This is a genomic window from Streptomyces sp. JH34 (assembly GCF_029428875.1).
Classification (GTDB): domain Bacteria; phylum Actinomycetota; class Actinomycetes; order Streptomycetales; family Streptomycetaceae; genus Streptomyces.
Map to the genome: position 1 here is coordinate 6,711,179 of NZ_JAJSOO010000001.1, position 26,948 is coordinate 6,738,126.

Here is a 26,948-nt window from a genome sequence, read left to right on the forward strand (position 1 = left end):
GATGCAGTAGGAGAGCCGGCGTGAGCTTGAGGATCGTTGTCTGTGTGAAGTACGTGCCCGACGCCACCGGCGACCGGCACTTCGCCGATGACCTGACCCTGGACCGTGACGACGTCGACGGTCTGCTGTCGGAGCTCGACGAGTACGCGGTCGAGCAGGCGCTGCAGATCGCCGACGAGGCGGACGACGCGGAGATCACCGTGCTCACGGTGGGCCCCGAGGATGCCAAGGACGCGCTGCGCAAGGCGCTGTCGATGGGTGCCGACAAGGCCGTCCACGTCGAGGACGACGACCTGCACGGCACCGACGTCATCGGCACCTCCCTGGTGCTGGCCAAGGCCGTCGAGAAGACCGGTTACGACCTGGTCATCTGTGGCATGGCGTCGACGGACGGCACCATGGGCGTGCTCCCGGCGCTGCTCGCGGAGCGTCTCGGCGTCCCGCAGGTCACGCTGCTCTCCGAGGTCTCGGTCGAGGACGGCACGGTCAAGGGCCGTCGCGACGGCGACACCGCGAGCGAGCAGCTCGAGGCGTCCCTGCCGGCCGTTGTCTCCGTGACCGACCAGTCGGGCGAGGCCCGTTACCCGTCGTTCAAGGGCATCATGGCGGCCAAGAAGAAGCCGGTCGAGTCCCTGGACCTCGAGGACCTGGAGATCGAGGCGGACGAGGTCGGCCTGGGCGGATCCTGGACCGCGGTCGACTCCGCGGCCGAGCGTCCCGCCCGTACCGCGGGCACGATCGTCAAGGACGAGGGCGAGGGCGGCAAGCAGCTGGCCGAGTTCCTTGCGGGCCAGAAGTTCATCTGAGCCCCGGCTGTTCCCTCCACCGCCCCGCACTCCCTCGCACGCAGGAGATTGAAGTCCCATGGCTGAAGTTCTCGTCTATGTCGACCACGTGGACGGTGCCGTCCGCAAGCCCACCCTGGAGCTGCTGACGCTCGCCCGCCGCATCGGCGAGCCGGTCGCCGTCGCTCTCGGCAACGGTGCCGCCGACACCGCCGCCGCGCTCGCCGAGCACGGCGCGGTCAAGGTACTGACCGCCGACGCCCCGGAGTTCGCCGACTACCTCGTCGTGCCGAAGGTCGACGCGCTCCAGGCCGCCTACGACGCGGTGTCCCCGTCCGCGGTGCTGCTGCCCTCCTCGGCCGAGGCCAAGGAGATCGCGTCCCGCCTCGCGCTCCGCATCGGTTCCGGCATCATCACCGACGCCGTGGACCTGGAGGCCGGTGACCAGGGTCCGGTCGCCACGCAGTCCGCGTTCGCCGCCTCGTACACCACCAAGTCCCGTGTCTCCAAGGGCACTCCGGTCATCACGGTCAAGCCGAACTCGGCCGCCGTCGAGGCCGCGCCCGCCGCGGGAGCCGTCGAGGCCCTCACGGTCTCCTTCTCCGCCACGGCCACCGGCACCAAGGTCCTCTCGCGCACCCCGCGCGAGTCGACCGGGCGTCCGGAGCTGACCGAGGCCGCGATCGTCGTCTCCGGCGGCCGCGGCGTGAACGGTGCGGAGAACTTCGCGATCATCGAGGCGCTCGCCGACTCGCTCGGTGCGGCCGTCGGTGCCTCGCGTGCCGCCGTCGACGCCGGCTGGTACCCGCACACCAACCAGGTCGGTCAGACCGGCAAGTCGGTCTCGCCGCAGCTGTACATCGCCTCGGGCATCTCGGGCGCGATCCAGCACCGGGCCGGCATGCAGACCTCGAAGACCATCGTCGCGGTGAACAAGGACGCCGAGGCGCCGATCTTCGACCTCGTCGACTACGGCGTCGTCGGCGACCTCTTCGCCGTCGTCCCGCAGCTCACCGACGAGGTCAAGTCCCGCAAGGGCTGACCCGGCAGGAGCTCTGCCCGAACGACGGCCCGGGGCCGCGCGGTGATCCCACCGCGCGGCCCCGGGCTGTTTCCGATCACCATTGACGCGGGAGCCGCGCGACTTATAGCTTCACCATGCGGATTAAAAATTCCGGTAAGTGGAATTGCTGAAGACGTGGAGGGTATGGACATGGGGCAGCAGGAGAAGGTGGCAACGAGCCTCGCCGGCACGGTCGGTGCGGAGATCGGTGCCTCCCTCGCGCCGGTGGACGCCGAACTCGCCCGCCGCTACCCGGGCGACCCGGGGACGCGCCAGCCCGTCCACACCGTCTACGTGCCCGCCGACGCCTTCACCCCGGCCACTCTCCGCGCCTGGGGCGACCAGGCGCTCGCGGCGCTCGACGAACACGCACCCGACGCCTCCGCGCTCGCGGGCGTGCTCGGGATCCCGCGGGAACTGGCGGAGCCCGTCCATGACCGCGTACGCGCCAAGCTGGAGCGCGAGCCGGTGGAGGACCTGCGCATCGACTTCGAGGACGGCTACGGGCCGCGCCCCGACGCCGAGGAGGACGAGGCGGCCGCCCGGGCCGCACGGCTGGTCGCCGAGGCGTACGCCGACGGGACCGCCGCTCCGTACATGGGCATCCGGATGAAGTGCATGGAAGTCGCCGTGCGCGACCGGGGCATCCGCACCACGGACATCTTCCTCACGGGGCTGATGCGGGCAGGCGGGCTGCCCGAGGGCCTCGTCCTGACGCTGCCCAAGGTGACATACCCCGAACAGGTCACCGCCTTCGTGCGGCTGCTCGAAGCCTTCGAGGACACGCACGGCCTCCCCTCCGGGCGGCTCGGCTTCGAGATCCAGATCGAGACCAGCCAGTCCATCCTGGCGGCGGACGGCACCGCGGCGGTCGCCCGCATGATCGACGCCGCCCGGGGCCGGGCGACGGGCCTGCACTACGGGACCTTCGACTACAGCGCCTGCGTCGGCGTCAGCCCCGCCTACCAGGCCAGTGACCACCCCGCGGCCGACCATGCCAAGGCGGTCATGCAGGTGGCCGCCGCGGGCACCGGCGTGCGGGTCTGCGACGGCTCCACGAACGTGCTCCCGGTCGGCCCGACCCAGCAGGTCCACGACGCCTGGCGCCTGCACCACGGGCTCACCCGCCGAGCCCTGGCCCGCGCCTACTACCAGGGCTGGGACATGCACCCGGGGCATCTGCCCACCCGCTACGCCGCCGTCTACTGCTTCTACCGCGAGGGGCTCGGCCAGGCCGCGTCCCGGCTCGCCGCCTACGTGGCCAGGGCCGGCGGGGACGTCATGGACGAGCCCGCCACCGCCAAGGCGCTCAGCGGCTATCTGCTCCGGGGCATCGACTGCGGTGCCCTGGACGGTGCGGAGGTCGAGGCGCTCACCGGTCTGACCCGCGCGGACCTGGACGGCTTCGCCTCCCCCCGCCGCGGCGGGCTGACCGTGACGGCTCCGTAGACGCTCACGCGGGCGGGAGCTCCCCGGATCCGCGTGCGATGAGCCGGGTCGGGAGCTCCACCCTCGCGGGGGCGTGAGCTGCGCCGTCGAGGCGGCGGAACAGGTGTTCCGCCGCGGTGCGGCCGACCGCGGCCGCGTCCTGCGAGATGACCGTGATGCCGAGAAGGTCGGCCAGCTCGATGTCGTCGAACCCGACCAGGGCGATCCGGCGGTCGCACTCGGCGAGCACGCGGACGGCGGTCACCGTCACCCGGTTGTTGCCCGCGAAGAGCGCCGTCACCGGCTCGGGGCCGGCCAGCATGGCTTCGGCGGCGGCCCTGACCCGGGCCGGGTCGGTCGGGCCGAGGGATACCCAGGGGTCCTCGACCGTGATTCCGGCGTCGGTCAGGGCCGCGTGGTACCCGCGCAGGCGTTCCGTGGCGGTGTGGATGCGCGGCTGGTCCCCGATGAATCCGATCCTGCGGTGGCCGTGCGCGACCAGGTGAGCGACGCCGGCGCGCGCTCCGCCGTAGCTGTCCGAGAGGACCATGTCCGCGTCGACCCGGCCCGCCGGACGGTCGACGAACACGGTGGCGATGCCCGCCTTCATCTCGGGCTCCAGATAGCGGTGGTCGTCGCCGGCCGGGATGACGATGAGGCCGTCCACCCGCCGGGCGCAGAGCGCGAGGACGAGCTCCTGCTCGCGCTCCGGGTCCTCGGCGCTGGAACCGTTGATGAGCAGCGCGCCGTGGGCGCGCGCCACCTCTTCCACGGCTCGGCTCAACGGGCCGTAGAAGGGGTCCGCGAGGTCCTCCAGTACCAGGCCGATGGACGCGGTGCGGCCCTTGCGCAGGACGCGTGCGCTGTCGTTGCGGCGGAAGCCGAGTGCCTCGATGGCCTCCTGGACGCGGCGCTCGGTGTCGGGGGTGACGCCGGGCTCGCTGTTCACCACGCGTGAGACCGTCTTGAGGCCTACTCCGGCGCGGGCCGCCACGTCCTTCATGGTCGGCCTGTTGCCGTAGCGGGACTCGGAAGGGCGGGCGGTCTCGGCCACGGTGCGCTGTCCTGTCGTCGGGAACGGGTTGTTCCGCTCCCTCACCGTCGGTGCCGGGGAGGGGTCGGTAGCTGTGGCGTCGAGCATAGGCCCTGGACAACGTTGTCAAGAGAATGGAGACTAGGAGGGCCATCTGATTGAAGTCGCAGGTCCTGCGCCTCACCCCTCCGGAGTGTCCAAGCCGATGCATACCGACCTCGTCGCCGCGCTCGACATCGGCGGTACCAAGATCGCCGGGGCGTTGGTGGACGGCGGCGGTTCCCTCCTCGTGCGGGCGCAACGGCCGACGCCGGCACGTGAGGGCGCGGAGGCCGTGATGAGCGCGGTGGCCGACGTCCTGGCGGAGCTGACCGCCTCGCCGCTGTGGCATCGCGCGCGTGCGGTCGGCATCGGCAGCGCGGGGCCCGTGGACGCCTCGGCCGGCACGGTGAGCCCGGTCAACGTCCCCGGCTGGCGCGGCTTCCCGCTGGTGGCGCGAGTGGCCTCGGCGACCGGCGGCCTGCCGGTCACGCTCGTCGGTGACGGGGTCGCGATGACCGCGGCCGAACACTGGCTCGGCGCCGCGCGCGGCTACGACAACGCGCTGTGCATGGTCGTCTCCACCGGTGTCGGCGGAGGCCTCGTGCTCGGCGGAAAGCTGCACCCCGGTCCCTCGGGCAACGCCGGGCACATCGGTCACATCAGTGTCGACCTGGACGGCGACCCGTGCCCCTGCGGTGCGCGCGGCTGTGTCGAACGGATCGCCAGCGGGCCCAACATCGCACGCCGGGCCCTGGAGAACGGCTGGCGCCCCGGCCCGGACGGCGACACCACGGCAGCCGCGGTGGCCGCCGCCGCGCGGGCGGGAGACCCGGTGGCAGCCGCCTCGTTCGAGCGCGCCGCCCAGGCGCTCGCCGCCGGGATCGCAGCCACCGCGACCCTGGCCGACATCGACATCGCCGTGATCGGCGGGGGAGTCGCAGGCGCCGGCGAGGTGCTCTTCGCACCCCTGCGCGCGTCCTTGCGCGACTACGCCACGCTCTCCTTCGTCCAGGGCCTCACCGTGACCTCGGCGGTGATGGGCGCCGACGCGGGCCTGGTCGGGGCGGCGGCCGCGGCCTCGACGGTCCGTCCCGGTGCCCCGAACGGCGTGCGAGCCGTGGCCGCCCCGTAGGGCGGTCCCGCCCCCTCGTCACGGCAGCGCACCCGACCGCCCCCTTCCTCGATCAGCGCCCCGGCGGACACGCCGGCGCAACCGCATGACCCCTGCGGGTTTCCGGAGCGGGGTGTTGCGGGCAAGCCACAGGGGGCTACGGAAGAGGGGGAACCGTGATCGTCTGGATCAACGGTGCGTTCAGTGCGGGCAAGACCGACGCCGCGTGCGAACTGATCGATCTGATCCCGAACAGCACCTTGTACGACCCCGGGCTGACAGGCGGGGAACTACGCCGGCTGCTGCCCCAGAAGAAGCTCGCCGAAGTGACCGACTTCCAGGACCTGCCCATGTGGCGGCGCCTCGTGGTCGACACCGCCGCGGCGCTTCTCGCCGAACTCCCCGGGGTGCTGGTCGTCCCGATGACGCTGCTGAGACAGGACTACCGCGACGAGATATTCGGCGGACTCGCCTCGCGGCGCATACCGGTGCGCCATGTACTGCTCTCACCTGAGGAAACGATCCTGCGCAGACGGATCGCCGAACGTGAGGATCGCGCCGACGATCCCGAGCACAGCGAGCGGATCCGGCAGTGGGCCTATGAGCACATCGAGCCCTACCGGGCGGCGCTCGGGTGGATGTCCCAGGACGCCCACACGATCGACACCAGCGGCCTCACCCCGTACGGGACGGCCGAGCGGATCGCCGAGGCGCTGCGCACCGGCGAGGCCAGGGAGTGCGGCATCGTGCAGACTCCCGAACCGCGGGCGGAGACCGTCGCGTCGGGGGTGCTGCTCTTCGACGAACAGGACCGGGTGCTCCTCGTCGATCCCACCTACAAGCCCGGCTGGGAGTTCCCCGGCGGCGTGGTGGAACCCGGCGAGGCCCCGGCGCAGGCAGGGATACGGGAGGTCGCCGAGGAGATCGGGCTGCACCTGGACACGGTGCCCAAGCTCCTGGTGGTCGACTGGGAGGCACCGAAGCCACCTGCGTACGGAGGTCTTCGCTTCCTGTTCGACGGCGGACGTCTGCGCGGCGACGAGGCCGCGACGCTGCTGCTCCCGGGTTCGGAGCTGCGCGGCTGGCGGTTCGTCACCGAGGAGGAGGCGGCGGGGATGCTCCCGCCGACGCGCTTCGAGCGGCTGCGCTGGGCGCTGCGGGCCCGTGAGCGGTCCACCGTGCTGAACCTCGAGGCCGGGGTGCCCGTGGGCGGCCGGTAGCGCTCGGGGTGCACCGGGACCTCCGACTCGCGCCGGCCGGTCCGGCACGGTCCTCACCTGTCACGGGCAACGGCTGAGCCCATCCGTCCACGGCCACCGAGTGGGTCAGCCGCCGGCCAGGGTCATGAGGAACCGTGTCTGTGCGTCGTCCCGCCCCGCGCACAGTCCTGGAACCGCGTTGAGGGCGGCCAGGGCCCGGCACCAGTCCAGCACACGGCGAGGGGACAGCCCAGGCACCAGCGCCGCCAGCTCCTCGATCCTCTGCTCCAGCACGGCTGGGCCTGAAGCCCCCTCAAGCACCCAGTCCACAGCGTCGAAGTCCGGGTCGCCCCACGCCGGCCTCGGGTCGATCGCCACCATGCGGGCGCCCGGTCCGGACAGCACGTTGGCCGGATGGAGATCACCGTGCACGAGCCCCGCGGTCCCGGTGGCCGCGAGTCCGAGGGCCGCCGCCCGGGCCCGGCCGAGTCCTGTCGGAGCAACCACTCCGTTCGCGCGGGCCGCCGCCAGCCTGCGCTCGGTCAAGTCGAACAGGAAGTTGATCCGGTGCGAGAGCGGCCGCAGTACCGAATGCTTCCCCGGCCCAGGCGCCGAGACCCGCAGGTCTCGCAGCAGGGCCGCCACTTCGGGCAGTTCCCAGGCGAGCTGCCCCACCGGCACTCCAGGTTCCACGCTCTCCAGCAACAGGGCCCCGGCGGCGAAATCCGCTGCCAGTAGCGTGACGACCGACGGTCTGTCCGCCCAGACTCGCAGGGCTTCGGCCTCCTCGCGGGCGATCAAGGGCTCCGGTGTGAGCTTCAGCCAGACCGGGGCGAGGGTGTTCCGCCGCACGCAGCGGAACACCCTCGAGGTGCCTCCGCCACCCGCCGCGACAGGATCCAGATCCCAGCGAGCGGCGAGTTCACGGACGAGAGCCGGCAACCCGTCACACCAGCCGAGTACATCGGTGCCGAATCGAACCACGAGCCGGTCCCTGATCTCCGGCGCGACGCAGGCCAACTCCTCCAAGACGTCCCCCCGCGGGTGATCGACGCGGTTCCCGCGCACCTCATGGGCACCGCATCTTACGAGTACGGCCCGGGCGGGCCGCAGGTGCTACTCGGAGATCACGAGGGCACACGCCGGGATCCGGACGGCGAAGACGGCACCGAACTGGAGATACCGCTTGACGGCCGCCCGTTGCTCCACGAACCATCCCACATGAGGCATGTCGACTTCCTTCCTTTGCTGCGAGCGAGAAGGGGACAGCCCTCTTCCGCCCTCAGCCGCTGACAGCGTCCGACGTCATCTGTTCCGCACTCCGGGAAAGGGCGTAGAACCCCGCCGACGCTTCGTGGGTGCCTCCGGGAGCGGGTCGGCGGTAGCTGCTGCCGCTCCGCCCGACGCTCCGGCGAAACCATCTGCCACTGCGCCGGCCACATCCCCCGAAGGGCTTTGGTGCCGCCCCTGGGCCAGGCGAGCAGTCCCCGGGCCCGCATCGCCGTAGAGGCAGGGGTTCTCCTCCACGGTCAGGTGGCAGTAGGCCTTTCCCTCACGGGTCATGGAATGCAGGGTGCCCCCGGGCTCGCGGTTGCACCCCGCGCCGACTCCGGCCGTCGACATGCCGGCCAGGCCTGTCGAACCCGGCCGGAAACCAGCCTTGGCGCATGCCGGCCGAAGGGACTTCCGCCGGCCGCTCATGTCCCGGGCGCCGTGGCAGGGTCACGCCGTGCTCAGCCCGGGGGAGGAGTGGCGTCTCCGTCGGCGTGGATCGCCGTGGCCGAAGCAGAGCACCGCGGGGCGCAGTGCGGTCAGGCGGTGGAAGGACTCCTCGGCCTGCGCGTGGTCGGTGTTGAACACCCCCGGCGTCACCCCGCCGACCCCGGCGGCGGCGTCCCCGGTGAACAGCACGTCGTGGCGTGGCAGATGAACGCCGATGGAGCCCGGGGTGTGCCCCGGAGTGTGCACCACCCGGGCGCCGCCCCCGAACGGAAGCTCGTCGCCGTCCGCCAGTTCGCGGTCGACCCGGGTGGGCGGCGCCTCGGGAACCGTCAGCGCGTGGTCGTACAGGGGCCGTTCCCAGTCGTGCAGGACGGGGTCGGGCATGCGTTCCTCGCCCCGGACGACGGGTGCGTCCAGGCGGTGGACCATGATGTCGGCGCCGTGCCTGTCCGCGAGCTCCTGCGCGGCGCCGTAGTGGTCGCGGTGGCCGTGGGTGAGGACGATCCGCCGGATCCCGGCCGGGTCCAGCCCCAGAGCGCGTATGCCGCCCTCGACGGCTGCCGCCGCGTTCACATCCCCCGCGTCGACCAGGGTCAGGTCCGCGCCGTCACGCCACAGGTAGGCCTGGCCGATCGGGAAACGGAACATGTGCAACCGCGGGAGTACCTCGATGCTGTCCATGCGGTGAACGTACGGACGGCACGCCGCCCGTCGCCCGGAAATCTGCTCCGGGCGACTTCGCTCAGCGCGTACGCCGGAGTCCGCGGCAGGTGTCAGCCCGTCTTGGACTCCGCGTAGTTCCGCAGGAACAGCGCCTCGGCGACCGAGAGCCGCTCGAGCTCCGCGGGGGAGACGCTCTCGTTCACGGCGTGGATCTGCGCCTCGGGCTCGCTCAGCCCGATGAGCAGGATCTCCGCCTCCGGATACAGGGCGGCCAGGGTGTTGCACAGCGGGATGGAGCCGCCCATGCCGGAGGACTGCATCTCCTCACCCGGGTACGCCAGCCGCATGGCCTCGGCCATCGAGGTGTAGGCGGGACTGGTGATGTCGGCGCGGAAGGGCTGCCCCTGGCCGACCTGTTCGACGGAGACCCGCGCTCCCCAGGGGGTGTGGGACTCCAGGTGGGCGGTCAGCAACTTCGTGGCGTCGGCCGCGTCCTGGCCCGGCGGCACGCGCAGGCTGATCTGGGCCCGGGCACTCGCCTGCAGCGACGGGGTGGCTCCGACGACCGGCGGGCAGTCGATGCCGATGACGGTGACCGCGGGCCGCGCCCAGACGCGGTCGGCGACCGTCCCCGTGCCGATCAGCTCCACACCGTCGAGCACCTTGGCGTCCGTGCGGAACTCGCCCTCCGGGTACTGCAGCCCGTCCCACGCCGCGTCGGTCGTGAGCCCGTCGACCGTCGTCGTACCGTCCTCCGCGCGAAGGGAGGCCAGCAGCTGGATCATCGCGGCCAGCGCGTCCGGGGCCGCGCCGCCGAACTGCCCCGAGTGCAGGTTCCCCTCGAGGGTGTCCAGCCGCACCCGCAGCATGGTCATGCCCCGAAGCGTGGCGGTGACGGTGGGCAGCCCGACACGGAAGTTGCCGGTGTCACCGATGACGATCGTGTCGGCGGCGAGCAGCTCCGGGTGTGCCTCGGCGTAGCGTTCGAGGCCGCCCGTGCCCTGCTCCTCGGAGCCCTCCGCGATCACCTTGACGGAGACCGGGACGCCGCCGTTCGCCTTGAGGGCGCGCAGCGCGAGCAGGTGCATGATGAAGCCGCCCTTGCAGTCCGCGGCACCCCGGCCGAACCAGCGGCCGTCCCGCTCGGTCAGCTCGAACGGCGGGGAGAGCCAGGCGGACTCGTCCAGCGGAGGCTGCACGTCGTAGTGCGCGTAGAGCAGGACCGTGGGAGCTCCGGCCGGACCGGGCAGGTAGCCGTACACCGACTGCGTTCCGTCGGGGGTGTCGAGCAGGGCGACGTCCTGGAAGTCCTCGGCGCGCAGCGCGTCGGCGACCCAGCCGGCCGCCGCCTCGCACTCGCTCCTGGGGAACTGCGCGGGGTCCGCCACCGACCGGAAGGCCACCAGCTCGGCGAGCTCCGTCTTCGCGCGGGGCATCAGCGAGGCGACGGTCTCGGAAATCGGACGGGCGGTCATGGGCACGCTCCTCGTGGGTGCGACGTTAGGACTATGGCGCGCTGTGCACGCGGCCGGGGGCGACGCCGTGGTCGCGGCGTTGCGTGTACGACGAATTCATGGCTGATCCTCCCACAGCGGAGTTCGGCCGCGGCGCGCCGTAGGATGCCGTGAGCAGTTGGGGCCACTGGTCGGATCGGGAGCAGAAGCACATCGTGAGCAGCGAGAACGCAGACGCCGGACGTGAGCCGGATGAGTCGTCGTCGGTACCGCAGGAGTCCTCGGTATGGGACGTCGTCGTGGTCGGCGCGGGTCCGGCCGGGGCTTCCGCGGCGTATGCGGCGGCCGTCGCAGGCCGCCGGGTGCTGTTGCTGGAGAAGGCGGAGATCCCGCGCTACAAGACATGCGGCGGCGGAATCATCGGGTTCTCGCGGGATTCCCTGCCCCCCGGGTTCGAACTGCCCCTGAAGGACCGGATCCACGCGGTCACCTTCTCGCTCAACGGGAAGCTGGCGCGCACCCGCAAGTCCAAGCGGATGCTCTTCGGGCTGATCAACCGGCCGGAGTTCGACGCCGGTCTGGTGGAGGAGGCACAGAAGGCGGGCGCCGAGCTGCGCACGGGCGTGGCGGTGACGCGGGTCGAGCAGCACGGCACCGCGGTGCCCGACCGGCGCACGGTCGCCGTGGTGCTGGCCGGCGGTGAGACGGTGCTCGCACGCGCCGTCGTCGGCGCGGACGGGAGCGCGGGCCGGATAGGGGCCCATGTGGGTGTGAAGCTCGACCAGGTGGACCTCGGACTCGAGGCGGAGATCCCTGTTCCCGAGACGGTCGCCGAGGACTGGGCGGGCCGGGTGCTCATCGACTGGGGTCCGATGCCCGGGAGTTACGGCTGGGTCTTCCCCAAGGGCGACACACTGACCGTCGGAGTGATCTCGGCGCGCGGCGACGGGGCGGGCACCAAGCGGTACCTGGAGGACTTCGTCGGCCGGCTGGGCCTTGCGGGCTTCGAGCCGACGATCTCCTCCGGTCATCTGACCCGCTGCCGCAGTGAGGACTCGCCGCTCTCCCGCGGAAGGGTCGTGGTCTGCGGCGACGCCGCCGGGCTGCTGGAGCCCTGGACCAGGGAGGGGATCTCCTTCGCCCTGCGGTCCGGGCGGCTCGCGGGTGAGTGGGCGGTGCGGATCGCGGAGTCGCACGACGCGGTCGACGCCCGGCGGCAGGCACTCAACTACGCGTTCGCGATCAAGGCAGGGCTGGGCGTGGAGATGAGCGTCGGACGCCGCATGCTCAAGCTCTTCGAGCGGCGCCCCGGACTCCTGCACGCGGTGCTGACGGGCTTCCGCCCCGCCTGGAACGCCTTCGCCGGAATCACCCGGGGGACGACGTCGCTGGCCGAGCTGGTCCGCTCGCATCCGCTGGCCCAGCGCGCGCTGCACGCGATGGACCGTCAGGGGGCGGACCGGGTCAGCTCCCGGCCGTGATCCGGAAGACCGGGTGGTCGGGGCAGGCGGCCAGGAGCTCGGCGTCGGTCGACTTCACCGTGACGCCCTGGAAGTACTGGTTGACCTCCCAGCCCCAGCGCTTCAGATAGGCGCGCAGGATCCGCGCCTTCTGCTCGTCGTCCGCGATCTCCGTGGCGGTGAAGGCGTGGACCTTCCGGCCCACCTTGAGCTCTCCGCCTCCGGCCACGCGCATGTTGCGCACCCACTGGGAGTGGCCGCGGGCGGAGACCAGGTACTGCGCGCCGCCGTGGTGGTGGGGGTTCACGGGGACGCGCTGCATCCGGCCGCTTCTGCGGCCCCGCACCGACATCTCGGCGGAGCCGAGGAGGCTGACGCCGTGGCGTGCGAGCCAGCCGATGACGCCGTTCAGACGCTGTGCGAGGGCGCCGGCCTGGAGGTAGTAGGGCTGCTGCGACATGGGTGGCTCCCGCCGTTGTGAGAGCACTGCTCTCGCTTGAGAGCAGTGTGCACGAGTGCGGTGCTCGAAAGCAAGAGCAGTGCTCTCGTTCGTGTGCGGTGATCCGCCCCGTGGCAGACTGAGGCCATGAGCACCATTCGAGGAGCCAGGGAACGCGCCCGCGTCGAAGTCACCGCGGCGATCAAGGACGAGGCCAGGAAGCAGCTCGCGGCCGAGGGTGCCGCGAAGCTCTCCCTGCGCGCCGTGGCCCGGGCTCTCGGCATGGTGTCCTCCGCGCTCTACCGCTACTTCCCCAGCCGGGACGACCTGCTGACGGCCCTCATCGTCGACGCCTACGACGCGGTGGGCGAAGCCGCGGAGTCGGCCCGTACGGCATCCGGCGGTTCGACGGGCCCCCACCCCGCCCGCTGGACGGCGGTCGCCTGCGCGGTCCGGGACTGGGCCCTCGCTCACCCTCACGAGTACGCGCTGATCTACGGCTCGCCCGTCCCCGGATACACCGCTCCGCTGGACACCGTCGGCCCTGCCTCCCGTGTGGGCCAGGTCTTCATCGGTCTCGTGCGCGACGCCCACCTCGCCGAAGGTCTCGCCGTCCCTCCGCTGAGCGCCGAACTGCGTCCCGAGGCCGTGCGTATGGCAGCCGATCTTGCCCCCGGCCTTCCGCCCGCCGTCGTGACGGCCCTGGTCTCCGCGTGGGCGCAGCTCTTCGGGCTGATCTCCTTCGAACTCTTCGGCCAGTTCGAGCGGGTGGTGGAGGCGCGTGAACAGTTCTTCCGGCACGCCGTTCACGAGCTCGGGCGCTCGGTGGGCCTGCTCGACGGCCGCCCCGCACGCTGACCTGGGTCGACCCGCCGGCCGCACGGGCGGCTGATGAATGTGGTCATGACCCGTCGGCTGGGCGCCGAGTTCGCGGCCCGTTCCGAGGAGCCGGAGCCGACGACGGCCTCGGACGAACTGACCGACGGGAGCGGGAGGTCATGGCCTTGGTCGGCATGGGGTCTCCGACGCGGAGATCGCCCGCCGGCTCACCGTCAGCCCGCTCACCGTCAGGGCGCCACGTCAGCCGCGCGATGTTCGAGCCGGGAGCCGGGAGCCGGGAGCCGGGAGCCGGGAGCCGGGAGCCGGGAGCCGGGAGCCGGGAGCCGGGAGCCAGGAGCGGGGCCCCACTCGTCGTGCCGGCTTACGAGCCGGGGCCGGTCCGCCCCGGCCGGCTCGGCTGGACGGACGGCAGGCGTCGCTCTTCTGCCGTGCGGGGAAACCGCCACAGCACATGGGCGACCCGGACGGCGAAGGCCAGTGCTCCGAGTACGGCCCCGACGCGGAGCAGGACTCCTTCGGCCCCGTTCGGCAGATCGAGGAGCATGGCAGGGAGAAAGACCCCGGCGAACGTCGCCGCGGCCACGAGGGCTCCGCTGAAGAAGGCGTAGCCGATCTCGACGGTCATCGCGTCCCGCTCAGCCTGCGTGCGTCGTGACATGTCCGGAGTTTCACAGCGAGCAGGGTCCTAGGCAAGGACGCCTTCACGGTCGAGACGCTCGGGGGCCTCCACGTCGCTGTCGTGCCGGAGCCGCGTCAGGCGCCCTGAGGATGCGCCGAGTGGCCCCGGCGGGGGCCCTGCACCAGCCGGGAGAACCAGCCGAGTGCGCAGGCCTGGACGAGTACGGAGACCACCAGGGCGAGATAGACGAACCATGCGGGGCCTCCCGCGTCGGCCCCGGCCATCGCGCTGCCGAGGAGGAAGACGAACACGGTCGGCGCGGCGAGGAAGAACAGCCAGACGCCCGCGAACGAGGCGTCGTCGTGGGACACGAACAGAGTGTCCACCGCGACGAACACCGCGACCGCCAGGACGAGGCCGAGGTAGATCCGCGAAGCCGTGTTGCCGAAGGTCAGTCGTGCCGGCGTGCGCAGGTGCCGCGAGATCGAAAGATGGTGCTTCATGGCCGCTCCCCGTCGATGGCTGATGCTCCCATCGTGCTCCGGAGCATCCGGAGGCGCCTGAGTACGCCTACTCAATCGCTCAGCTGTTCGTCGCGTGGCGGGCCGAGTAACCCAGGACCGCCGCCGTGGCGGCGAGCAGTGTCACGGTGGTGAGGGCCACCGGAAGGGAGATCCAGTCGGCGAGGAAGCCGATCACCGGCGGTCCCAGGAGCATCCCGCCGTACCCCAGTGTCGACGCGGCGGCCACCCCGCTGGGCCCGGCCAGTGCGCCCGCCCTGCCGACCGCGACGGGAAATATGTTGGCCAGGCCCAGACCGGCCACCGCGAAGCCGAGCAGCGCGAGCCAGAGGGCCGGGGCCAGTGCGCCGAGCAGCATCCCCGCCGCGGCCGTCGCCCCGCCCGCCACGAGGGTGCGGGTCTGTCCGAACCGTTCGAGGAGCGTGGTGCCGGTGAGTCTGCCGACGGCCATCGTCAGTGCGAACAGGGAGTATCCGGCGGCGGCGGGGCCGGGGGACGCCCCCAGGTCCTGGCTGAGGTGCAGTGCGCCCCACTCGGCCAGTGCCCCCTCGCCGTAGGCCGTGCAGAGGGCGATGACGCCGAAGAGGATCACGATCCGGCGTGCCCGGGCGCTCGTCCCCTTCCGCGGCTCCGGGGCGTTCGCCGCCGGCTGCCCCGAGGAAGACGTGACGGTCCCACCGCGCAGGAGTGCGGGCCCGGTGACCGCGGTGACGACGAGGCCGACGCACGTCAGGGCGGCGAGGTGCGTCGCGGGCGAGAGGCCGCCCGCGACCAGGCCGCCCAGCCCCGCGCCGGCCATACCACCGAAGCTGAACGCTGCGTGGAAGCTGGGCATCACCGGGCGGCGCAGCTCCGCCACCAGATCGACGGCCGCGCTGTTCATCGCCACGTTCATCCCGCCGTACGCGGCGCCGAAGAGCAGCAGCACCAGGCCGAGCGAGAGAGCCGAACCCGTCCGTGCGGGAAGAGCGATGCTCAGTGACAGCAGTACGCCGCAGACCACGGTGACCGCATGGCTTCCGAAGCGCCGGCAGAGCCGCCCGGTGAGCATCATGGTGATCACCGCGCCCGCGGAGACGCCGAGCAGGGCGAGTCCGAGGGTGGAGGCGGTGGCTCCCGTCCGGTGCTTGATGGCCGGGATGCGGACCACCCAGCCGGCGAAGAGGAAGCCGTCGAGGGCGAAGAACACGGTCAGGGCGGTGCGGAGGCAGGCCGGCGGAAGTGGGGCGGTGGCTCCGCCAAGTCCCCCCGACGGGGCCGTCCGCAGTTTGTTTACGCGCGGCACAAAGTGAGCATAGGATGGCCCCGACACCGCGCGCAAGGCCGCTGTCACGGTGACGGGCAGGTGAACGGTGCGGGGTGCCGGAGCGTCGGCAACACCCCCGGATCATGGGAGACTCGCCCCCATGAACGGCAAGCCGACCAGCACGCGGACGAAGTTGGAGAGGGGCCGCAGCGCGCTCGGGCCCGCCCTGGAGCTCGTGCACACGGGACGCGCCCCCACCCGTGCCGTACTGACCTCCGAACTCGGCGTCACCCGTGCCACGGCGGGTGCGGTGGCCGCGGAGCTGGAGGCCCTCGGGCTCATCGAGGTCGACTCCAGCCCGGGCTCCGCCGCCGGTTCGCAGGGCCGTCCGTCCCACCGTCTGTCCGTACAGGACGGCGGGCCCGTCGCTCTCGCGGCCCAGGTGCACTCCGACGGCTTCCGGGCCGCCCTGGTGGGGCTCGGCGGCCGGATCGTGGCCACCGCGCCCGGCTGCGTCGCCGTCATGGCCGACCCCGCCCAGGTCCTCGGCGAGGTTGTCGAGGCCGGGGCCCAACTCCTGCGCGACAGCGGGCTGCGCTGTGTCGGCGCCGGTCTCGCGGTGCCCTCCGCCGTGGCCGAACCCGAGGGGACGGCGCTCAATCCGCTGCACATCGCCTGGCCGGCCGGGGCGCCGGTCCGGGAGATCTTCTCCGCCTGCGTACGCGCGGCGGGGATCGACGGCCCCGCGTTCACCGGCAACGACGTCAACCTCGCCGCCCTGGCCGAGCACCGGCACGGTGCCGGCCGTGGCGCCCAGCACCTGCTGTGTGTCGCCACCGGCCACCGGGGGGTGGGCGGTGCCCTGGTCCTGGACGGCCGTCTCCACAGCGGCAGTTCGGGACTCGCCCTGGAAGTGGGGCACCTGACGGTGAACCCCGAGGGCCGCCCCTGCCACTGCGGCGGACGGGGCTGCCTCGACGTCGAGACCGACCCCCTCGCCTTCCTGACCGCGGCCCGCCGGGAGCCGGGCCCCGAGGAGTCCCTGCTCAAGCAGTCCGGTGACCTGCTGCGCACGGAGTACGGGGACCGCGCTGTGCGTGCCGCAGCGGAGGAGCTGATCGACCGGCTCGGCCTCGGCCTCGCCGGACTGGTCAACATCCTCAATCCGGACCGCATCATCCTGGGCGGGCTGCACCGCGACCTCCTGCAGGCCGCCCCCGAGCGGCTCCGGGCCGTCGTCGCCGACCGCAGCCTGTGGGGCCGCAGCGGCAGCGTGCCGATCCTCTCCTGCACGCTGGACCACAACAGCCTGGTGGGCGCCGCCGAGATGGCCTGGCAGCCCGTACTCGACGACCCGCTGGCCGCGCTGGCCTGACCGGCGGCCGGAGAGTGCGCCGCCGACCGCCGTGCGGGCCCGCTCAGGCGGCGGCCAGGGCGAAGGCCCGCGCCGGATTGGCGACGAGTACCGCGTCCAGCACATCGTCACCGAGCGACCGCGCCAGTCGCGGGCGCAGGCGACGCAACAGGTACGGCATACCCGGCGTCTCCGGCACCGTGGTGTCGCCGCCGAGCGGCAACTGCCCGCCGAACCCGGCCTCCATGAGTGAGGCCAGCTGCTCGGGCAGCCGCCAGTCCGTGGCGTGGTGCGCGCGGGAGGGGCCGTCGAACGCCAGGAACGCGCCCGTCCGCGCCACATCGAACTGCGCGAGCCGTCGGGGAACCGCCCCAGGTGCCCGAGGATCACCCGTCGCGGTTCCACCCCCAGCTCGCCGCACAGCAGATCCAGCACGTCCGTCGCGGCCGTGCCCAGTTCCAGGTGGACGGCGATCGGAGGCCCCGTTCGGTGTGGGGCCCACTTTCCGCCGCACGCTCGTCCGTGTGGACGACCGATCGGGTTGCGTCGATCACCTGAATACCCTGCGCAGGGGGCTTCGTGTTGCGTGGAAGAACGTCCCGTGGCGGGGTACTCCACGGATGCGAACCGGAGCACGGGTGATCAACACGCTCCTCACGTGTGGGTCGTCGAGTACGGGAACGGCCAGACCTCCCGCTACGCGCCACTGGTCAAGGCACTGATGGACGTGGAGGCAGGCTTCCGGTAGCACGCGCCCGACAACCCTCGCCCGACCCACGAGCGCCCAATGGCCGAGCGCCAGGTGTATTGCCCTGTGAGGTGGGGGACGCGGCTGGCGGGTGGTTTGCCTGCGAGTGCGGTGTGTCCGCGGTGGTGATTGTAGGAGTGCAGCCAGTGAGGGGGGAAGGCGTCGCGTCGTTCCTGCTCTGAGCGGTAGGGCTTTGCGTAGGCCCATTCACGCTCCGGGTGCGCCCTGTGCGGTGGGCGGCCCGGATCCCGTCAGCCGACGACGGCAGACCTGGCGCGCGTCCGTGTCCCCGACGGCTCCAGCGGTCCGGCGGCGTCCGATCCGAACGGGCCGTCGGTCGTCGACCCGTACACCGGGAGGGGGTGCAGCGCGGCGGTGGTGAAGGAGGGTGCGGGCAGGGTGAACCAGATGACCTTCCCCGCGCCAGGACTCGGCCGTACGCCCCAGCTCTCGCTGACCGCGGCGATCATCGCCAGCCCGCGCCCGGAGGTGGCGGACGAATCGGCGATGCCCATGGTCGGCAGCCGGGGGTCGTGGTCGTGGACGGAGACCGTCAGTCTGTCGAGCAGCAGCTCGATCTCGACGGTGCACGATTTGTCCGGCTGTGCATGCCGGTGGACATTGGTCAGCAGTTCGGTGACGCCGAGCGCCGCATGGTCGATCAGAGGATCGAGATGCCAGTAGCGCAGTTGCGCCGAAATGATTCTGCGGACCTGACCGATCCGCGACGGCAGGGCCTGGAGCTCCACCGTGCAGTGCCTGCTTGGCTCGCTGATCACGGCTGCGACTCCCCGAAATAGGTCCGGAAGAAGACGAAGGAACGGATCCAGCAGATGGCTGACTGCTGTTTCTGGTCATGCGTGGTCCGCCCTGCGAGGCTCCCGGCGGGGGCGGCTTCCGCTGTCACCGCCGGTACACCATCAGTGACGTGTGACCAGCGTGACCCAGGGGGTTGAGCTCCGCAACTCGCGGTGCCCGTGCCGGACCGCAGCGTCAGATGCGCCGCCCCGCGGCACTTCTCAGCGCCTCCAGGAATCTGCGGACCGGCGCGGCGCCGCCGGGCCTGCGGTCGCGCTGGCCCATGGTCAGCCGGTACCGCACCCCGTCGATGCGGGCGATCGCCGAGTCCGGTGCCGGGAACCACGGCTTCCCGGCGCTCACCGCCGTCACCGGGGCGCTGGCGATCTCCCGACCGTTGCTCGTCAGCAGCGCGATCCGGCCGTCCTTGACGATGACTTGGCCCGCTCTGGTCAACGACCGCGCCCACCGCTGGATCCTGACGTCGCTCGCACGGAACTCTGCCGCACCGAACTCCGGCGCACCGAAATCCGCAGCACTGAACTCTGTCTCGGCCACTTCGCCCCCCTTGTGCCGGCTTCTGCAAGTCTGCCCGCGGACAGGGCCCGTGCACCAGGCCTCATCACCGATTTCGGCGGGGACAGGGATCCGTTCCCGCACTCCGGGCCCGGAAGCTCGAACACCAGGGCCAAGGGAGGGCTATGGACTGTCAAAGTGAACGTTTGTGCAGGTGGGGGGAATATCGTGAGTACCCCACGCAGGACTGCCGTCACCCGAAGGAGACCACTGATGGACATCGGTGAACACACACCCGGCGGTGCCGTCATGGACACCGTGGACGTCGACCGGAGCGACCCGGACTACCGGGCCTGGCTCAAGGAGGCGGTGCGCAAGGTCCAGGCGGACGCCAACCGTTCGGCCGACACCCATCTCCTGCGCTTCCCGCTGCCCGAACACTGGGGCATCGACCTCTACCTCAAGGACGAGTCGACGCACCCGACGGGGAGCCTCAAGCACCGCCTGGCCCGCTCGTTGTTCCTCTACGGGCTCTGCAACGGCTGGATCCGGCGCGGCAAGCCGGTCATCGAGGCCTCCAGCGGCTCGACCGCAGTCTCGGAGGCGTACTTCGCGAAGCTCATCGGAGTGCCGTTCGTCGCGGTGATGCCCCGGACCACCAGCCCCGAGAAGTGCCGCCTGATCGAATTCCACGGCGGCCAGTGCCACTTCGTCGACGACTCCCGCCGGCTGTACGAGGAGTCGGCGGCCCTCGCGGCCGAGACCGGTGGGCACTACATGGACCAGTTCACCTACGCGGAACGCGCCACCGACTGGCGGGGAAACAACAACATCGCCGAGTCCATCTACCAGCAACTGCGCCTGGAGCGTTACCCCGAGCCGGCCTGGATCGTCGCCACTGCCGGCACCGGCGGCACCTCGGCGACCATCGGTCGCTACGTCCGCTACATGCAGTACGACACGCGGATCTGCGTACCCGACCCGGAGAACTCCTGCTTCTTCGACGGATGGACCAGCAACGACCAGTTGGCGACCGCCGACTGCGGCTCGCGCATCGAAGGCATCGGCAGGCCGCGGATGGAGCCCAGCTTCGTACCGGGAGCCATCGACCGGATGATGAAGGTGCCCGACTCGGCCAGCGTCGCCGCGGTCCGCGTGCTCGAGCGCGCCATCGGCCGCAAAGCCGGCGGCTCGACCGGCACCGGTCTGTGGAGCGCCTTCAGACTCGTGGCCGAGATGGTGGAGAGGGGGAGCACGGGAAGCGTCGTGACGCTCTTCTGCGACCCCGGCGACCGCTACCTCGACAAGTACTACTCGGACGACTGGCTGCGCGAGCAGGGCCTGGACATCCGGCCGTACACCGGGACGATCGACCACTTCCTGGCCACCGGCACCTGGCCGTCCTGACCCGGCCCGCGGTCCTCTCCCGGCAGCGCCGTCGTCAGTCCTCCAGGAGGACGCCGAGCTCCCGGGAGAAGACCCGCCGGCCTGCCGTCGCCAGCAACGGATCGGCCCAGCGGGGAATCAGCCGCACACGCAGCTCCTCGACCCAGATCACGTGCGAGCCCGAACCGGTCGGGCAGACGTCGATCGACGCGCGCCCGCGCACCACGGAACCCCGCTTCTCCAGATGGCACACCCCGGCCCGGCCGGCGGCGGGCGGGGTCCAGCGCACCACTTCCATCGGATCGTCGAAACCCAGCGCCCCCACGCCGGTACGGGCCACGAAGACCGTTCCGGCACGGGTGGGCCCGCCCACCGGGACGGTGACCGACGTGAACGGAACGGTCCCGCCGTGCCGCTCCCAGTCGGTCACCCGCCGCCAGGCCTCGGCGGCGGGGAGGGGAGTGAAGCGCTCGATACGGAATACGGCCACGGTCCGATCCTAGGACGTCCGGCACCCGCCGTGCGCGGAGCGGACTCGCGCGCGCCTCGTGGCGGCGGACTCACTCGTCCGGCGGCCCACCCGCCACCACCAGGCCGGGAAGGTGCTCCTCGATCTCCTGACGGGCGGCGTCAGGCACACCCGCGTCCGTGACGAACGCGTCCACCTCGTCGAGTGCGGCGAACGAACTCAGCCCCACCGTGCCCCACTTGGTGTGGTCGGCCACCACGACGACGCGCCTGGCCGCCCGCACGAAGCGACGGTTCGTCTCGGCCTCCGCGAGATTCGGCGTGGACAGCCCGGCCTCGACCGAGATGCCGTGCACACCGAGGAACAGGACGTCGAAGTGGAGCGAGCCGATCGCGCGGTCCGCCACCGGCCCCACGAGCGAGTCCGACGGCGTCCGGACCCCGCCGGTCAGGACCACCGTGGCCGCTCCGGCCCGCGTCCCGCCGGTCGCCGCCGGACGCTGCGCACCGTGGAACACATCGGCCACCCGCACCGAATTCGTCACCACCGTCAGCCCCGGAACGTCCAGGAGGTGGCGGGCCAGCGCGAACGTCGTCGTACCGCCGGAGAGCGCGATCGCGCTGCCGGGCACCGCCATCGCGGCCGCGGCCCGCGCGATGTCCTCCTTGGCGCTGAGTTCCAGTGTCGACTTGGCCTCGAAACCGGGCTCGTGCGTGCTCGCCTCGACGACCGGCACGGCCCCGCCGTGCACCTTCTCGATGACGCCCAGACGTGCCAGCGCGTCCAGATCCCTGCGGATGGTCATGTCGGAGACGCTCAGCTTGCGGGTCAGCTCGTTGACCCTGACCCCGCCGCGCCTGCGCACATCGTCGAGGATGAGCGCGCGCCGCTGCTCCGCGAGCAGGTTCTGATTGTCGCTCAACGCCGGGCCCCGGCCCTTCCCCTTGTCCGCGCGGTCCGGCAGCGGTCCTGCGGGACGCCCTCATCCTCCCACGCACCCCCACGGGCCGTCCCACTGGGGAGATTCGGTGAGGGCCGCTGCGGAGGGCCCCTCCCGTCCGCGATGGTGGTGACTGCGCATCACGTCAGACCCCGTGCGCCCTTCCCACCGGCCGAGAGCCGGACGGACCAGAGAGCGAGTCACCGACATTGCCCCCTGCACCCCGGGCCGAGGCCGCGCAGAGCGGCGGCCCCGCACTGGAACTGCTCGTCCACGGCGTCGGCGGAGCCACCCCGCAGGAGATGCTCGGGGACCCGCGCACGACCAGGATCACCGGTGACGCCACGGCCGCCGTGTACCGCCGTACCGAGGACGTCGGAGCCGAACAGCACCCCGAACGCCACCGCGACGGACCCGTCGCCGAGGCCTACTGCTGGTCCAACCTCACCTCGGGCAACGGCTCCCGGGCCCTGTGGCTGCTCCTGCTCCCCTTCATGGTGGTCAACCTCGCCCATTGGATGAGGCCCGCAACCCTGGGGCACACCCGGGCCGTCCGGCTCTACGGGGTCCTGGTGCGGCTCCTCGCCCTCAGCCTCACCGTGCTGCTGACCGCCGCCGCCTGCGAGGTCGCCCTCGACCTGGTGGCCTGGCAGTGCGCCGGGACCCCCGAGTGCTCGGTGCAGCGTTCCTGGATCGGCTTCCTGTCCGCCCGGCAGGACGGCTGGTTCTCCCAGCCCGGCCGCCGCCTGGCCGTCGCCGCGCTCGTGCCCACCGCGCTGGTGGGACTGCTCTGGTACCTGTCCAACCGCACCTGGAGCGCCTACGAGTCGCAGCGCCCCCTCACCTGGGAGGAACCGGCCGACACGGAGACGGCCGCCGACGCCGACACGGACGAGGACACCGGGACGGCCGTCCGGCCCGGCGCCCCGCTGGTCCGCCCGGCCCTCGGCAGGCCGGGTTTCTGGTACGGACGCAGGCTGGTGGCCCGGCTGCGCGCGGCGCACACCGCGGCCGGATTCCTCACGGTCGCGGCGGCGGTCGGGGTCACGGCAGCCCGGCACGACCGGTCCGCCGGCAGCCCCGTACCGCCGGTGACCGGGTACCTGGTCGAGGTCGGCCTCGTCCTGTGCGGCCTCGTCGTCGTCGCGGTCGTCTGCCACCGCGGGCGCAGCGAGCGGCGCCTCGACAACCGGGTCGACCGGGCCGTCACCACCTTCCTGCCGGGAACCGCACTCGTCCTGCTGCTCTGCGCGGTCGTCCACTCCGCCTGGTCGCGTCCCGACTGGGTGTCCACGGGCACCCTCCCCGGAGAGGCCGTGTTCCGCGCCCTGGCCCTCGGCCAGGGCCTGCTCGTCGTGGCGCTCGCCGGGGTGGCCCTGAGCCTGTACCGGCGTGCCCCGGAGCCGCGCACCACCCTGAAGGGCCTCGGCGGCCCTGCGGTGGCCATGCTCGCCTGCGCCCTCGGAGGCGTGATGACCGGTGGGATCGCCCAGCGGGTGGCCGACTGGCTCGACGGCCCAGGAACCCCCGGAATGGGTGCGGGAGCCGACATAGGAGGACCACCCGTCCTGCTCAGCTGGCAGGCCTCGGTCATCCCGGTCCTCCTGCTGCTCCTGATCCCGCCGGTCGGCTGGCTGGCGGTCCGTACCCTGCGTCGCGCCCGCCGGACGGGACCCCGCATCGAGGCGGAGTACGAGGAGGAGCACCCCCAGCCCGGACGCACCCGGCGGATCGCCCGCGCGCGTGCCACCGCCGCACTCACCGATGCCGCCCCCGGGATCCTCGGACTGCTCTCCGCCGCCACCCTGCTGCTCGGCATCGCGGCGGTGACCGGTTCCTGGCTCACCGGCGAGGTCCCCGGTCTGGCCGCGGACGGCACCGCGCCCATCGTCGAATCGCTCGCCGAGACCGCTCAGTCGACCGGATCCTGGCTGACCGGATTCGGGGTCATACTGTTCGTCACCTGGGGCCGCCGTGCCTATCGTGACGTCTCCGCCCGACGCACCATCGGCATCCTCTGGGACGTGGGGACGTTCTGGCCGCGCGCCGCACACCCCTTCGCGCCGCCCTGCTACGCCGAGCGGGCCGTCCCGGACCTCTCCTCCCGGATGTGCGCGTGGACGGGCAGCACCCGGGGCAGGCTGGTCATCTCCGGGCACTCCCAGGGCAGCGTGCTGGCCGCGGCGGCGGTGTGGCAGCTCCCCGACCCCGCGCGGCGCCGGGTCGCGCTGCTCACCTACGGTTCCCCGATCGAGCGGCTCTACGGACGGTGGTTCCCGGCCTACTTCGGCCGGGTCCCCCTCGAAGGGCTCCAGAGGTCCGTGCACTGCTGGCGCAACCTCTGGCGCGCGACGGACCCGATCGGCGGCCCGGTCCTGACCGACGAGGGACCGGGCGGCCACGAGGTGGACCGGGGCCCGCTGAAGGACCCGCTGGTCTACGGACGCACCGTCGAACACCCGCTGCCGGAACCGATCCTCGGGCATTCGGACTACCAGGCCGACCCGGTGTTCGCCGTCGAACGCGCCGCCCTCCTGGAACGGCTCTCGCCCGTCGTGCCCCAGCAGGCGGGCGGCGTCCCTCAGGGCAGCGCGGGGAGATCCTCCGGGTAGAGCATGGTCAGGTCGTCCGTGCTCGGCTCGGCGAGCTGGGCGACCCGGCCCGCATGGCGCTCCACCATCGACTCGAACGTCTGACGCGCCGTCCGTCCGTTACCGAAGGCGGGGCCCTTGGGAAGCGCGGTGAAGTACTTCAGCAGTGCTTCACCGGTGCCCTCCGCCAGGCTGTACTCGTGCTCGTCGCTCTGCTGCCCGACGATGCGCAGCAACTCCTCGGGCTCGTAGTCGCTGAAGGTGATGGTCCGTGAGAAACGGGACGCCACACCGGGGTTGACGGTGAGGAAGCGTTCCATCTCGTGCGTGTACCCGGCGACGATCACCACCACGGCGTCGCGGTGGTCCTCCATCAGCTTCACCAGCGTGTCGATGGCCTCCCGGCCGAAGTCACGGCCGGAGTCCTCGGGCGACAGGGCGTACGCCTCGTCGACGAACAGCACCCCGCCGCGTGCCCGGTCGAACGCCTCCTGGGTCCGGATGGCCGTGGACCCGATGTGCTCGCCGACCAGGTCGACACGGGACACCTCCACGAGGTGGCCGTGCTCCAGGACGCCGAGCGAGGCCAGGATCTCCCCGTACAGCCGGGCCACCGTGGTCTTGCCGGTGCCGGGGGAGCCGGTGAAGACCAGGTGCCGGCGCACCGAGGCCGCCTTCAGGCCGGCCAGCCGGCGGCGGCGGCCCACCTCGATCATGTCGGTCAGCGCCCGCACCTCGCGCTTGACGCTGTCCAGGCCCACCAGCGCGTCCAGTTCACCCAGCACGGCGCCCGCGTCGCGTACCGGTTCGGCGGGCGGTGCGGGGGCGACGGCGGCGGGCTCCGAGGTTCGCTGACCCGGCATGGCGCCGAGCAGCCCGGGTGTGGTCTGCGTCGCGGTGAGGACCGCCGGGGCCGGGGGAGTGGCGCCGCGCAGCCCGCTCTCGTCGCTGGTGCAGTCCTGTGCGACCGGACCCACCGTGTGGCCGTCACCGCCGGAGGCGTCGGGGAACTCGTAACCGCCGCGCGCGCAGCGCTCCGTCCGGCAGCGGGTCAGGGTGGACCGGCAGCCGTCCATCACGTGGAAGCCGTAGCCCTCGCTCCCCGTGACCCGGCAGCTGTCGAAGGTGCCACGGCCCTCGGCCGAGACGTAGAAACCGGCCTCCGCGGGCGAGGTGACCGTGCACCTCTCGATGGTCGGGTCGGCGCCCTTGGTCACGATGACCCCGGTCTGCGCCGAGTCGATGGTGCAGTTGTTCAGCGTGCCGCCGCTGCCGTGGTCACGGAACCACGCACCGGTGGACGCCTCCCGGATCCTGCAGTCGTCGAGCTGGGCGGTGGCACCGTCGCTGACCGAGACCGCCGTGTTGCGGATCTGGGAGAGATCGCTGTCCACGACGTCCGCACGCGAGCCCCGGTCGAGGACGAAGAGGGCGTCGGGCACGTCATGGACACGGCACGAGTCGAGTATCACCGTGGCACCGTCGCTGACCCATACCGCCGGATAGTCGCCCGTACTGTCGTGGATCTCGCACTGGTTGGCGTCGACACGGGTCCCCGGGTCCCAGACGGAGAGCCCGTTGCGGCCGAACCTGCGGACGGTGGACCGGGTCAGCGTGAGCACCGAACGGGACCGCAGGTCGACCGCGTTCTCCGGGATGTCGTGGATGTCGCAGTCGGCCAGCGTGAGGACCGCGTCGGTGTCCAGGGTGACCCCGTCGGCCGACGTGCGGTGCACGGTGCAGTCCGTGAGGTGCGCGGTGCCGCGGGAGGTGACCTGGACCCCGCTGCCCTTGATCTCGTACACCTCGCAGCCGACCGCCTCCAGGCCGCTGCCCTCCCCGGTCACGCTCAGCCCCGCCCCCGAGGAGTGGTGCACACGGCAGCGCTCGAGCCGCGGGTGGGCGCCGTCGCGCACCGCGATGCCGGACTGTCCGGCGGCGACGACCTCGCACTCCTCGAACACCCCGCCGGCGCCGTCGAGTACGGCGATGCCCACGCCCGCAGGGTTGTCGACCGTGCAGCGGCGCACGGTGGGCCGTGCCGAGCCCCGCACCTCCATGCCGGCAGCGGACCTGGTCACGATGCGCAGGTCCGAGAGCTCGGGGGCGCCCTCCTCGACCAGCAGCGCGGGGGCGGCCGAGTCCTGGCCCTCCACGTGCAGGTCCTGGACCACGGCGGAGGCGCGGACGGTCAGGGGGACGCCGTCGGCCGGGGCGATGCGTACGGACCCGGCGGACCCCTCGGGCCCGCGCAGCGTCACCGCGCGGTGGAGGACGAGATTCTCCCGGTAGGTACCGGGGGCGATGGTGAGGACGTCACCGTCCGCTGCGGCCTCCAGGGCGGCGGTGAGGGAAGCGTATTCGCCCGTGCGGCGGCGCCATCGCGATGTGCCGGTGTGCGTCACCTGGACCGTGCCCTGTGCCATGGTGCTGCTGTGCCCCCACCTCGTGCCGTGTGCGCTGCCTCGTACCTGTCCGCGTGGCGCCGGTCCACCGGCAGCCCTCCGGCCCGCCTGCCGAG

Annotated in this window: 23 protein-coding genes and 2 pseudogenes; 10 read left to right on the forward strand and 15 right to left on the reverse strand. The window is 72.1% G+C overall.

The annotated features are described in order from the left end of the window. Nucleotides 1-20 precede the first annotated feature (20 nt). The 3 genes from LWJ43_RS30170 to LWJ43_RS30180 all read left to right on the forward strand — a co-directional run bounded on the left by LWJ43_RS30170 (nucleotide 21) and on the right by LWJ43_RS30180 (nucleotide 3,297). Complete coding sequence (locus LWJ43_RS30170; RefSeq protein ID WP_277335333.1) at nucleotides 21-806, forward strand: electron transfer flavoprotein subunit beta/FixA family protein; 786 nt, start codon at nucleotides 21-23, stop codon at nucleotides 804-806. Nucleotides 807-864: 58 nt separating this feature from the next. Next, the gene (locus LWJ43_RS30175; protein WP_277335334.1) at nucleotides 865-1,827 is read left to right on the forward strand and encodes an electron transfer flavoprotein subunit alpha/FixB family protein; all 963 of its coding nucleotides are present in this window, start codon (nucleotides 865-867) and stop codon (nucleotides 1,825-1,827) included. Nucleotides 1,828-1,998: 171 nt separating this feature from the next. Further along, the gene (locus LWJ43_RS30180) at nucleotides 1,999-3,297 is read left to right on the forward strand and encodes a DUF6986 family protein (RefSeq protein WP_277335335.1); all 1,299 of its coding nucleotides are present in this window, start codon (nucleotides 1,999-2,001) and stop codon (nucleotides 3,295-3,297) included. 4 nt (nucleotides 3,298-3,301) lie between these two features. On the opposite strand, the gene LWJ43_RS30185 is transcribed toward LWJ43_RS30180, so the two are convergent. Then, complete coding sequence (locus LWJ43_RS30185; RefSeq protein ID WP_277335336.1) at nucleotides 3,302-4,330, reverse strand: LacI family DNA-binding transcriptional regulator; 1,029 nt, start codon at nucleotides 4,328-4,330, stop codon at nucleotides 3,302-3,304. A 184-nt stretch (nucleotides 4,331-4,514) separates the two neighbouring features. Between LWJ43_RS30185 and LWJ43_RS30190 the strand changes: the two genes are divergently transcribed. Both LWJ43_RS30190 and LWJ43_RS30195 read left to right on the forward strand, forming a co-directional pair. Next, a complete protein-coding gene (locus LWJ43_RS30190; protein WP_277335337.1) occupies nucleotides 4,515-5,483 on the forward strand; it encodes an ROK family protein in 969 nt (322 codons plus the stop codon). Nucleotides 5,484-5,638: 155 nt separating this feature from the next. Then, nucleotides 5,639-6,682 carry an NUDIX hydrolase gene (locus LWJ43_RS30195; RefSeq protein ID WP_277335338.1) on the forward strand — a complete coding sequence of 348 codons (1,044 nt, stop codon included), beginning with the start codon at nucleotides 5,639-5,641 and terminating at the stop codon, nucleotides 6,680-6,682. A 105-nt stretch (nucleotides 6,683-6,787) separates the two neighbouring features. Here LWJ43_RS30195 and LWJ43_RS30200 read toward each other — a convergent pair whose 3' ends face one another. The 3 genes from LWJ43_RS30200 to LWJ43_RS30210 form a co-directional block, all read right to left on the reverse strand. After that, nucleotides 6,788-7,729 carry an aminoglycoside phosphotransferase family protein gene (locus LWJ43_RS30200; RefSeq protein WP_277335339.1) on the reverse strand — a complete coding sequence of 314 codons (942 nt, stop codon included), beginning with the start codon at nucleotides 7,727-7,729 and terminating at the stop codon, nucleotides 6,788-6,790. A gap of 654 nt (nucleotides 7,730-8,383) precedes the next feature. Then, nucleotides 8,384-9,064 (reverse strand): MBL fold metallo-hydrolase, encoded by a 681-nt coding sequence (locus LWJ43_RS30205; protein ID WP_277335340.1) that lies wholly within the window; start codon nucleotides 9,062-9,064, stop codon nucleotides 8,384-8,386. A 92-nt stretch (nucleotides 9,065-9,156) separates the two neighbouring features. Next, the gene (locus LWJ43_RS30210; RefSeq protein ID WP_277335341.1) at nucleotides 9,157-10,521 is read right to left on the reverse strand and encodes a dipeptidase; all 1,365 of its coding nucleotides are present in this window, start codon (nucleotides 10,519-10,521) and stop codon (nucleotides 9,157-9,159) included. 194 nt (nucleotides 10,522-10,715) lie between these two features. Between LWJ43_RS30210 and LWJ43_RS30215 the strand changes: the two genes are divergently transcribed. Continuing rightward, entirely contained in the window at nucleotides 10,716-11,981 is a 1,266-nt protein-coding gene (locus LWJ43_RS30215) for a geranylgeranyl reductase family protein (protein ID WP_277335342.1), read from the forward strand. On the opposite strand, the gene LWJ43_RS30220 is transcribed toward LWJ43_RS30215, so the two are convergent. Beyond that, entirely contained in the window at nucleotides 11,965-12,420 is a 456-nt protein-coding gene (locus tag LWJ43_RS30220; RefSeq protein WP_277335343.1) for a nitroreductase family deazaflavin-dependent oxidoreductase, read from the reverse strand. The genes LWJ43_RS30215 and LWJ43_RS30220 overlap by 17 nt on opposite strands. A gap of 126 nt (nucleotides 12,421-12,546) precedes the next feature. Between LWJ43_RS30220 and LWJ43_RS30225 the strand changes: the two genes are divergently transcribed. Then, complete coding sequence (locus LWJ43_RS30225; RefSeq protein ID WP_277335344.1) at nucleotides 12,547-13,257, forward strand: TetR/AcrR family transcriptional regulator; 711 nt, start codon at nucleotides 12,547-12,549, stop codon at nucleotides 13,255-13,257. 343 nt (nucleotides 13,258-13,600) lie between these two features. Here LWJ43_RS30225 and LWJ43_RS30230 read toward each other — a convergent pair whose 3' ends face one another. The 3 genes from LWJ43_RS30230 to LWJ43_RS30240 form a co-directional block, all read right to left on the reverse strand. Then, complete coding sequence (locus LWJ43_RS30230) at nucleotides 13,601-13,897, reverse strand: DUF6332 family protein (RefSeq protein WP_277335345.1); 297 nt, start codon at nucleotides 13,895-13,897, stop codon at nucleotides 13,601-13,603. A 95-nt stretch (nucleotides 13,898-13,992) separates the two neighbouring features. Further along, nucleotides 13,993-14,361 (reverse strand): SCO4225 family membrane protein, encoded by a 369-nt coding sequence (locus LWJ43_RS30235; protein ID WP_277335346.1) that lies wholly within the window; start codon nucleotides 14,359-14,361, stop codon nucleotides 13,993-13,995. Between the two features lie 79 nt (nucleotides 14,362-14,440). Then, nucleotides 14,441-15,664 (reverse strand): MFS transporter, encoded by a 1,224-nt coding sequence (locus tag LWJ43_RS30240; RefSeq protein ID WP_277335347.1) that lies wholly within the window; start codon nucleotides 15,662-15,664, stop codon nucleotides 14,441-14,443. Between the two features lie 121 nt (nucleotides 15,665-15,785). Between LWJ43_RS30240 and LWJ43_RS30245 the strand changes: the two genes are divergently transcribed. Then, on the forward strand, nucleotides 15,786-17,000 hold the full coding sequence (locus LWJ43_RS30245) for an ROK family protein (RefSeq protein ID WP_277335348.1): 1,215 nt from the start codon (nucleotides 15,786-15,788) through the stop codon (nucleotides 16,998-17,000). A 43-nt stretch (nucleotides 17,001-17,043) separates the two neighbouring features. On the opposite strand, the pseudogene LWJ43_RS30250 reads toward LWJ43_RS30245, so the two are convergent. From LWJ43_RS30250 to LWJ43_RS30265, 4 genes and pseudogenes are all read right to left on the reverse strand, one after another. Continuing rightward, nucleotides 17,044-17,477: pseudogene (locus LWJ43_RS30250) on the reverse strand (phosphotriesterase family protein); the annotation flags it as partial. Nucleotides 17,478-17,780: 303 nt separating this feature from the next. Further along, nucleotides 17,781-17,972 (reverse strand): annotated as a pseudogene (locus LWJ43_RS30255) (IS481 family transposase); the annotation flags it as partial. 6 nt (nucleotides 17,973-17,978) lie between these two features. Then, a complete protein-coding gene (locus LWJ43_RS30260) occupies nucleotides 17,979-18,506 on the reverse strand; it encodes an ATP-binding protein (protein WP_277335349.1) in 528 nt (175 codons plus the stop codon). Between the two features lie 214 nt (nucleotides 18,507-18,720). Continuing rightward, the gene (locus LWJ43_RS30265; RefSeq protein ID WP_277335350.1) at nucleotides 18,721-19,083 is read right to left on the reverse strand and encodes a hypothetical protein; all 363 of its coding nucleotides are present in this window, start codon (nucleotides 19,081-19,083) and stop codon (nucleotides 18,721-18,723) included. A 231-nt stretch (nucleotides 19,084-19,314) separates the two neighbouring features. Between LWJ43_RS30265 and cds1 the strand changes: the two genes are divergently transcribed. Next, nucleotides 19,315-20,448, forward strand: coding sequence for an L-cysteine desulfhydrase Cds1 (gene cds1, locus LWJ43_RS30270; protein ID WP_277335351.1), 1,134 nt, complete (start codon nucleotides 19,315-19,317; stop codon nucleotides 20,446-20,448). Between the two features lie 34 nt (nucleotides 20,449-20,482). Here the strand turns inward: cds1 and LWJ43_RS30275 are convergent, their stop codons facing one another. Both LWJ43_RS30275 and LWJ43_RS30280 read right to left on the reverse strand, forming a co-directional pair. Further along, a complete protein-coding gene (locus tag LWJ43_RS30275) occupies nucleotides 20,483-20,917 on the reverse strand; it encodes an SRPBCC family protein (protein ID WP_277335352.1) in 435 nt (144 codons plus the stop codon). A 70-nt stretch (nucleotides 20,918-20,987) separates the two neighbouring features. Continuing rightward, nucleotides 20,988-21,818, reverse strand: a complete 831-nt coding sequence (locus LWJ43_RS30280; protein WP_277335353.1) for a DeoR/GlpR family DNA-binding transcription regulator — start codon at nucleotides 21,816-21,818, stop codon at nucleotides 20,988-20,990. Nucleotides 21,819-22,045: 227 nt separating this feature from the next. On the opposite strand from LWJ43_RS30280, the gene LWJ43_RS30285 reads away from it, so the two are divergent. After that, a complete protein-coding gene (locus LWJ43_RS30285; protein ID WP_277335354.1) occupies nucleotides 22,046-24,448 on the forward strand; it encodes a hypothetical protein in 2,403 nt (800 codons plus the stop codon). Here the strand turns inward: LWJ43_RS30285 and LWJ43_RS30290 are convergent. After that, entirely contained in the window at nucleotides 24,418-26,853 is a 2,436-nt protein-coding gene (locus LWJ43_RS30290; RefSeq protein ID WP_277335355.1) for a right-handed parallel beta-helix repeat-containing protein, read from the reverse strand. The genes LWJ43_RS30285 and LWJ43_RS30290 overlap by 31 nt on opposite strands. Nucleotides 26,854-26,948: the final 95 nt, after the last annotated feature.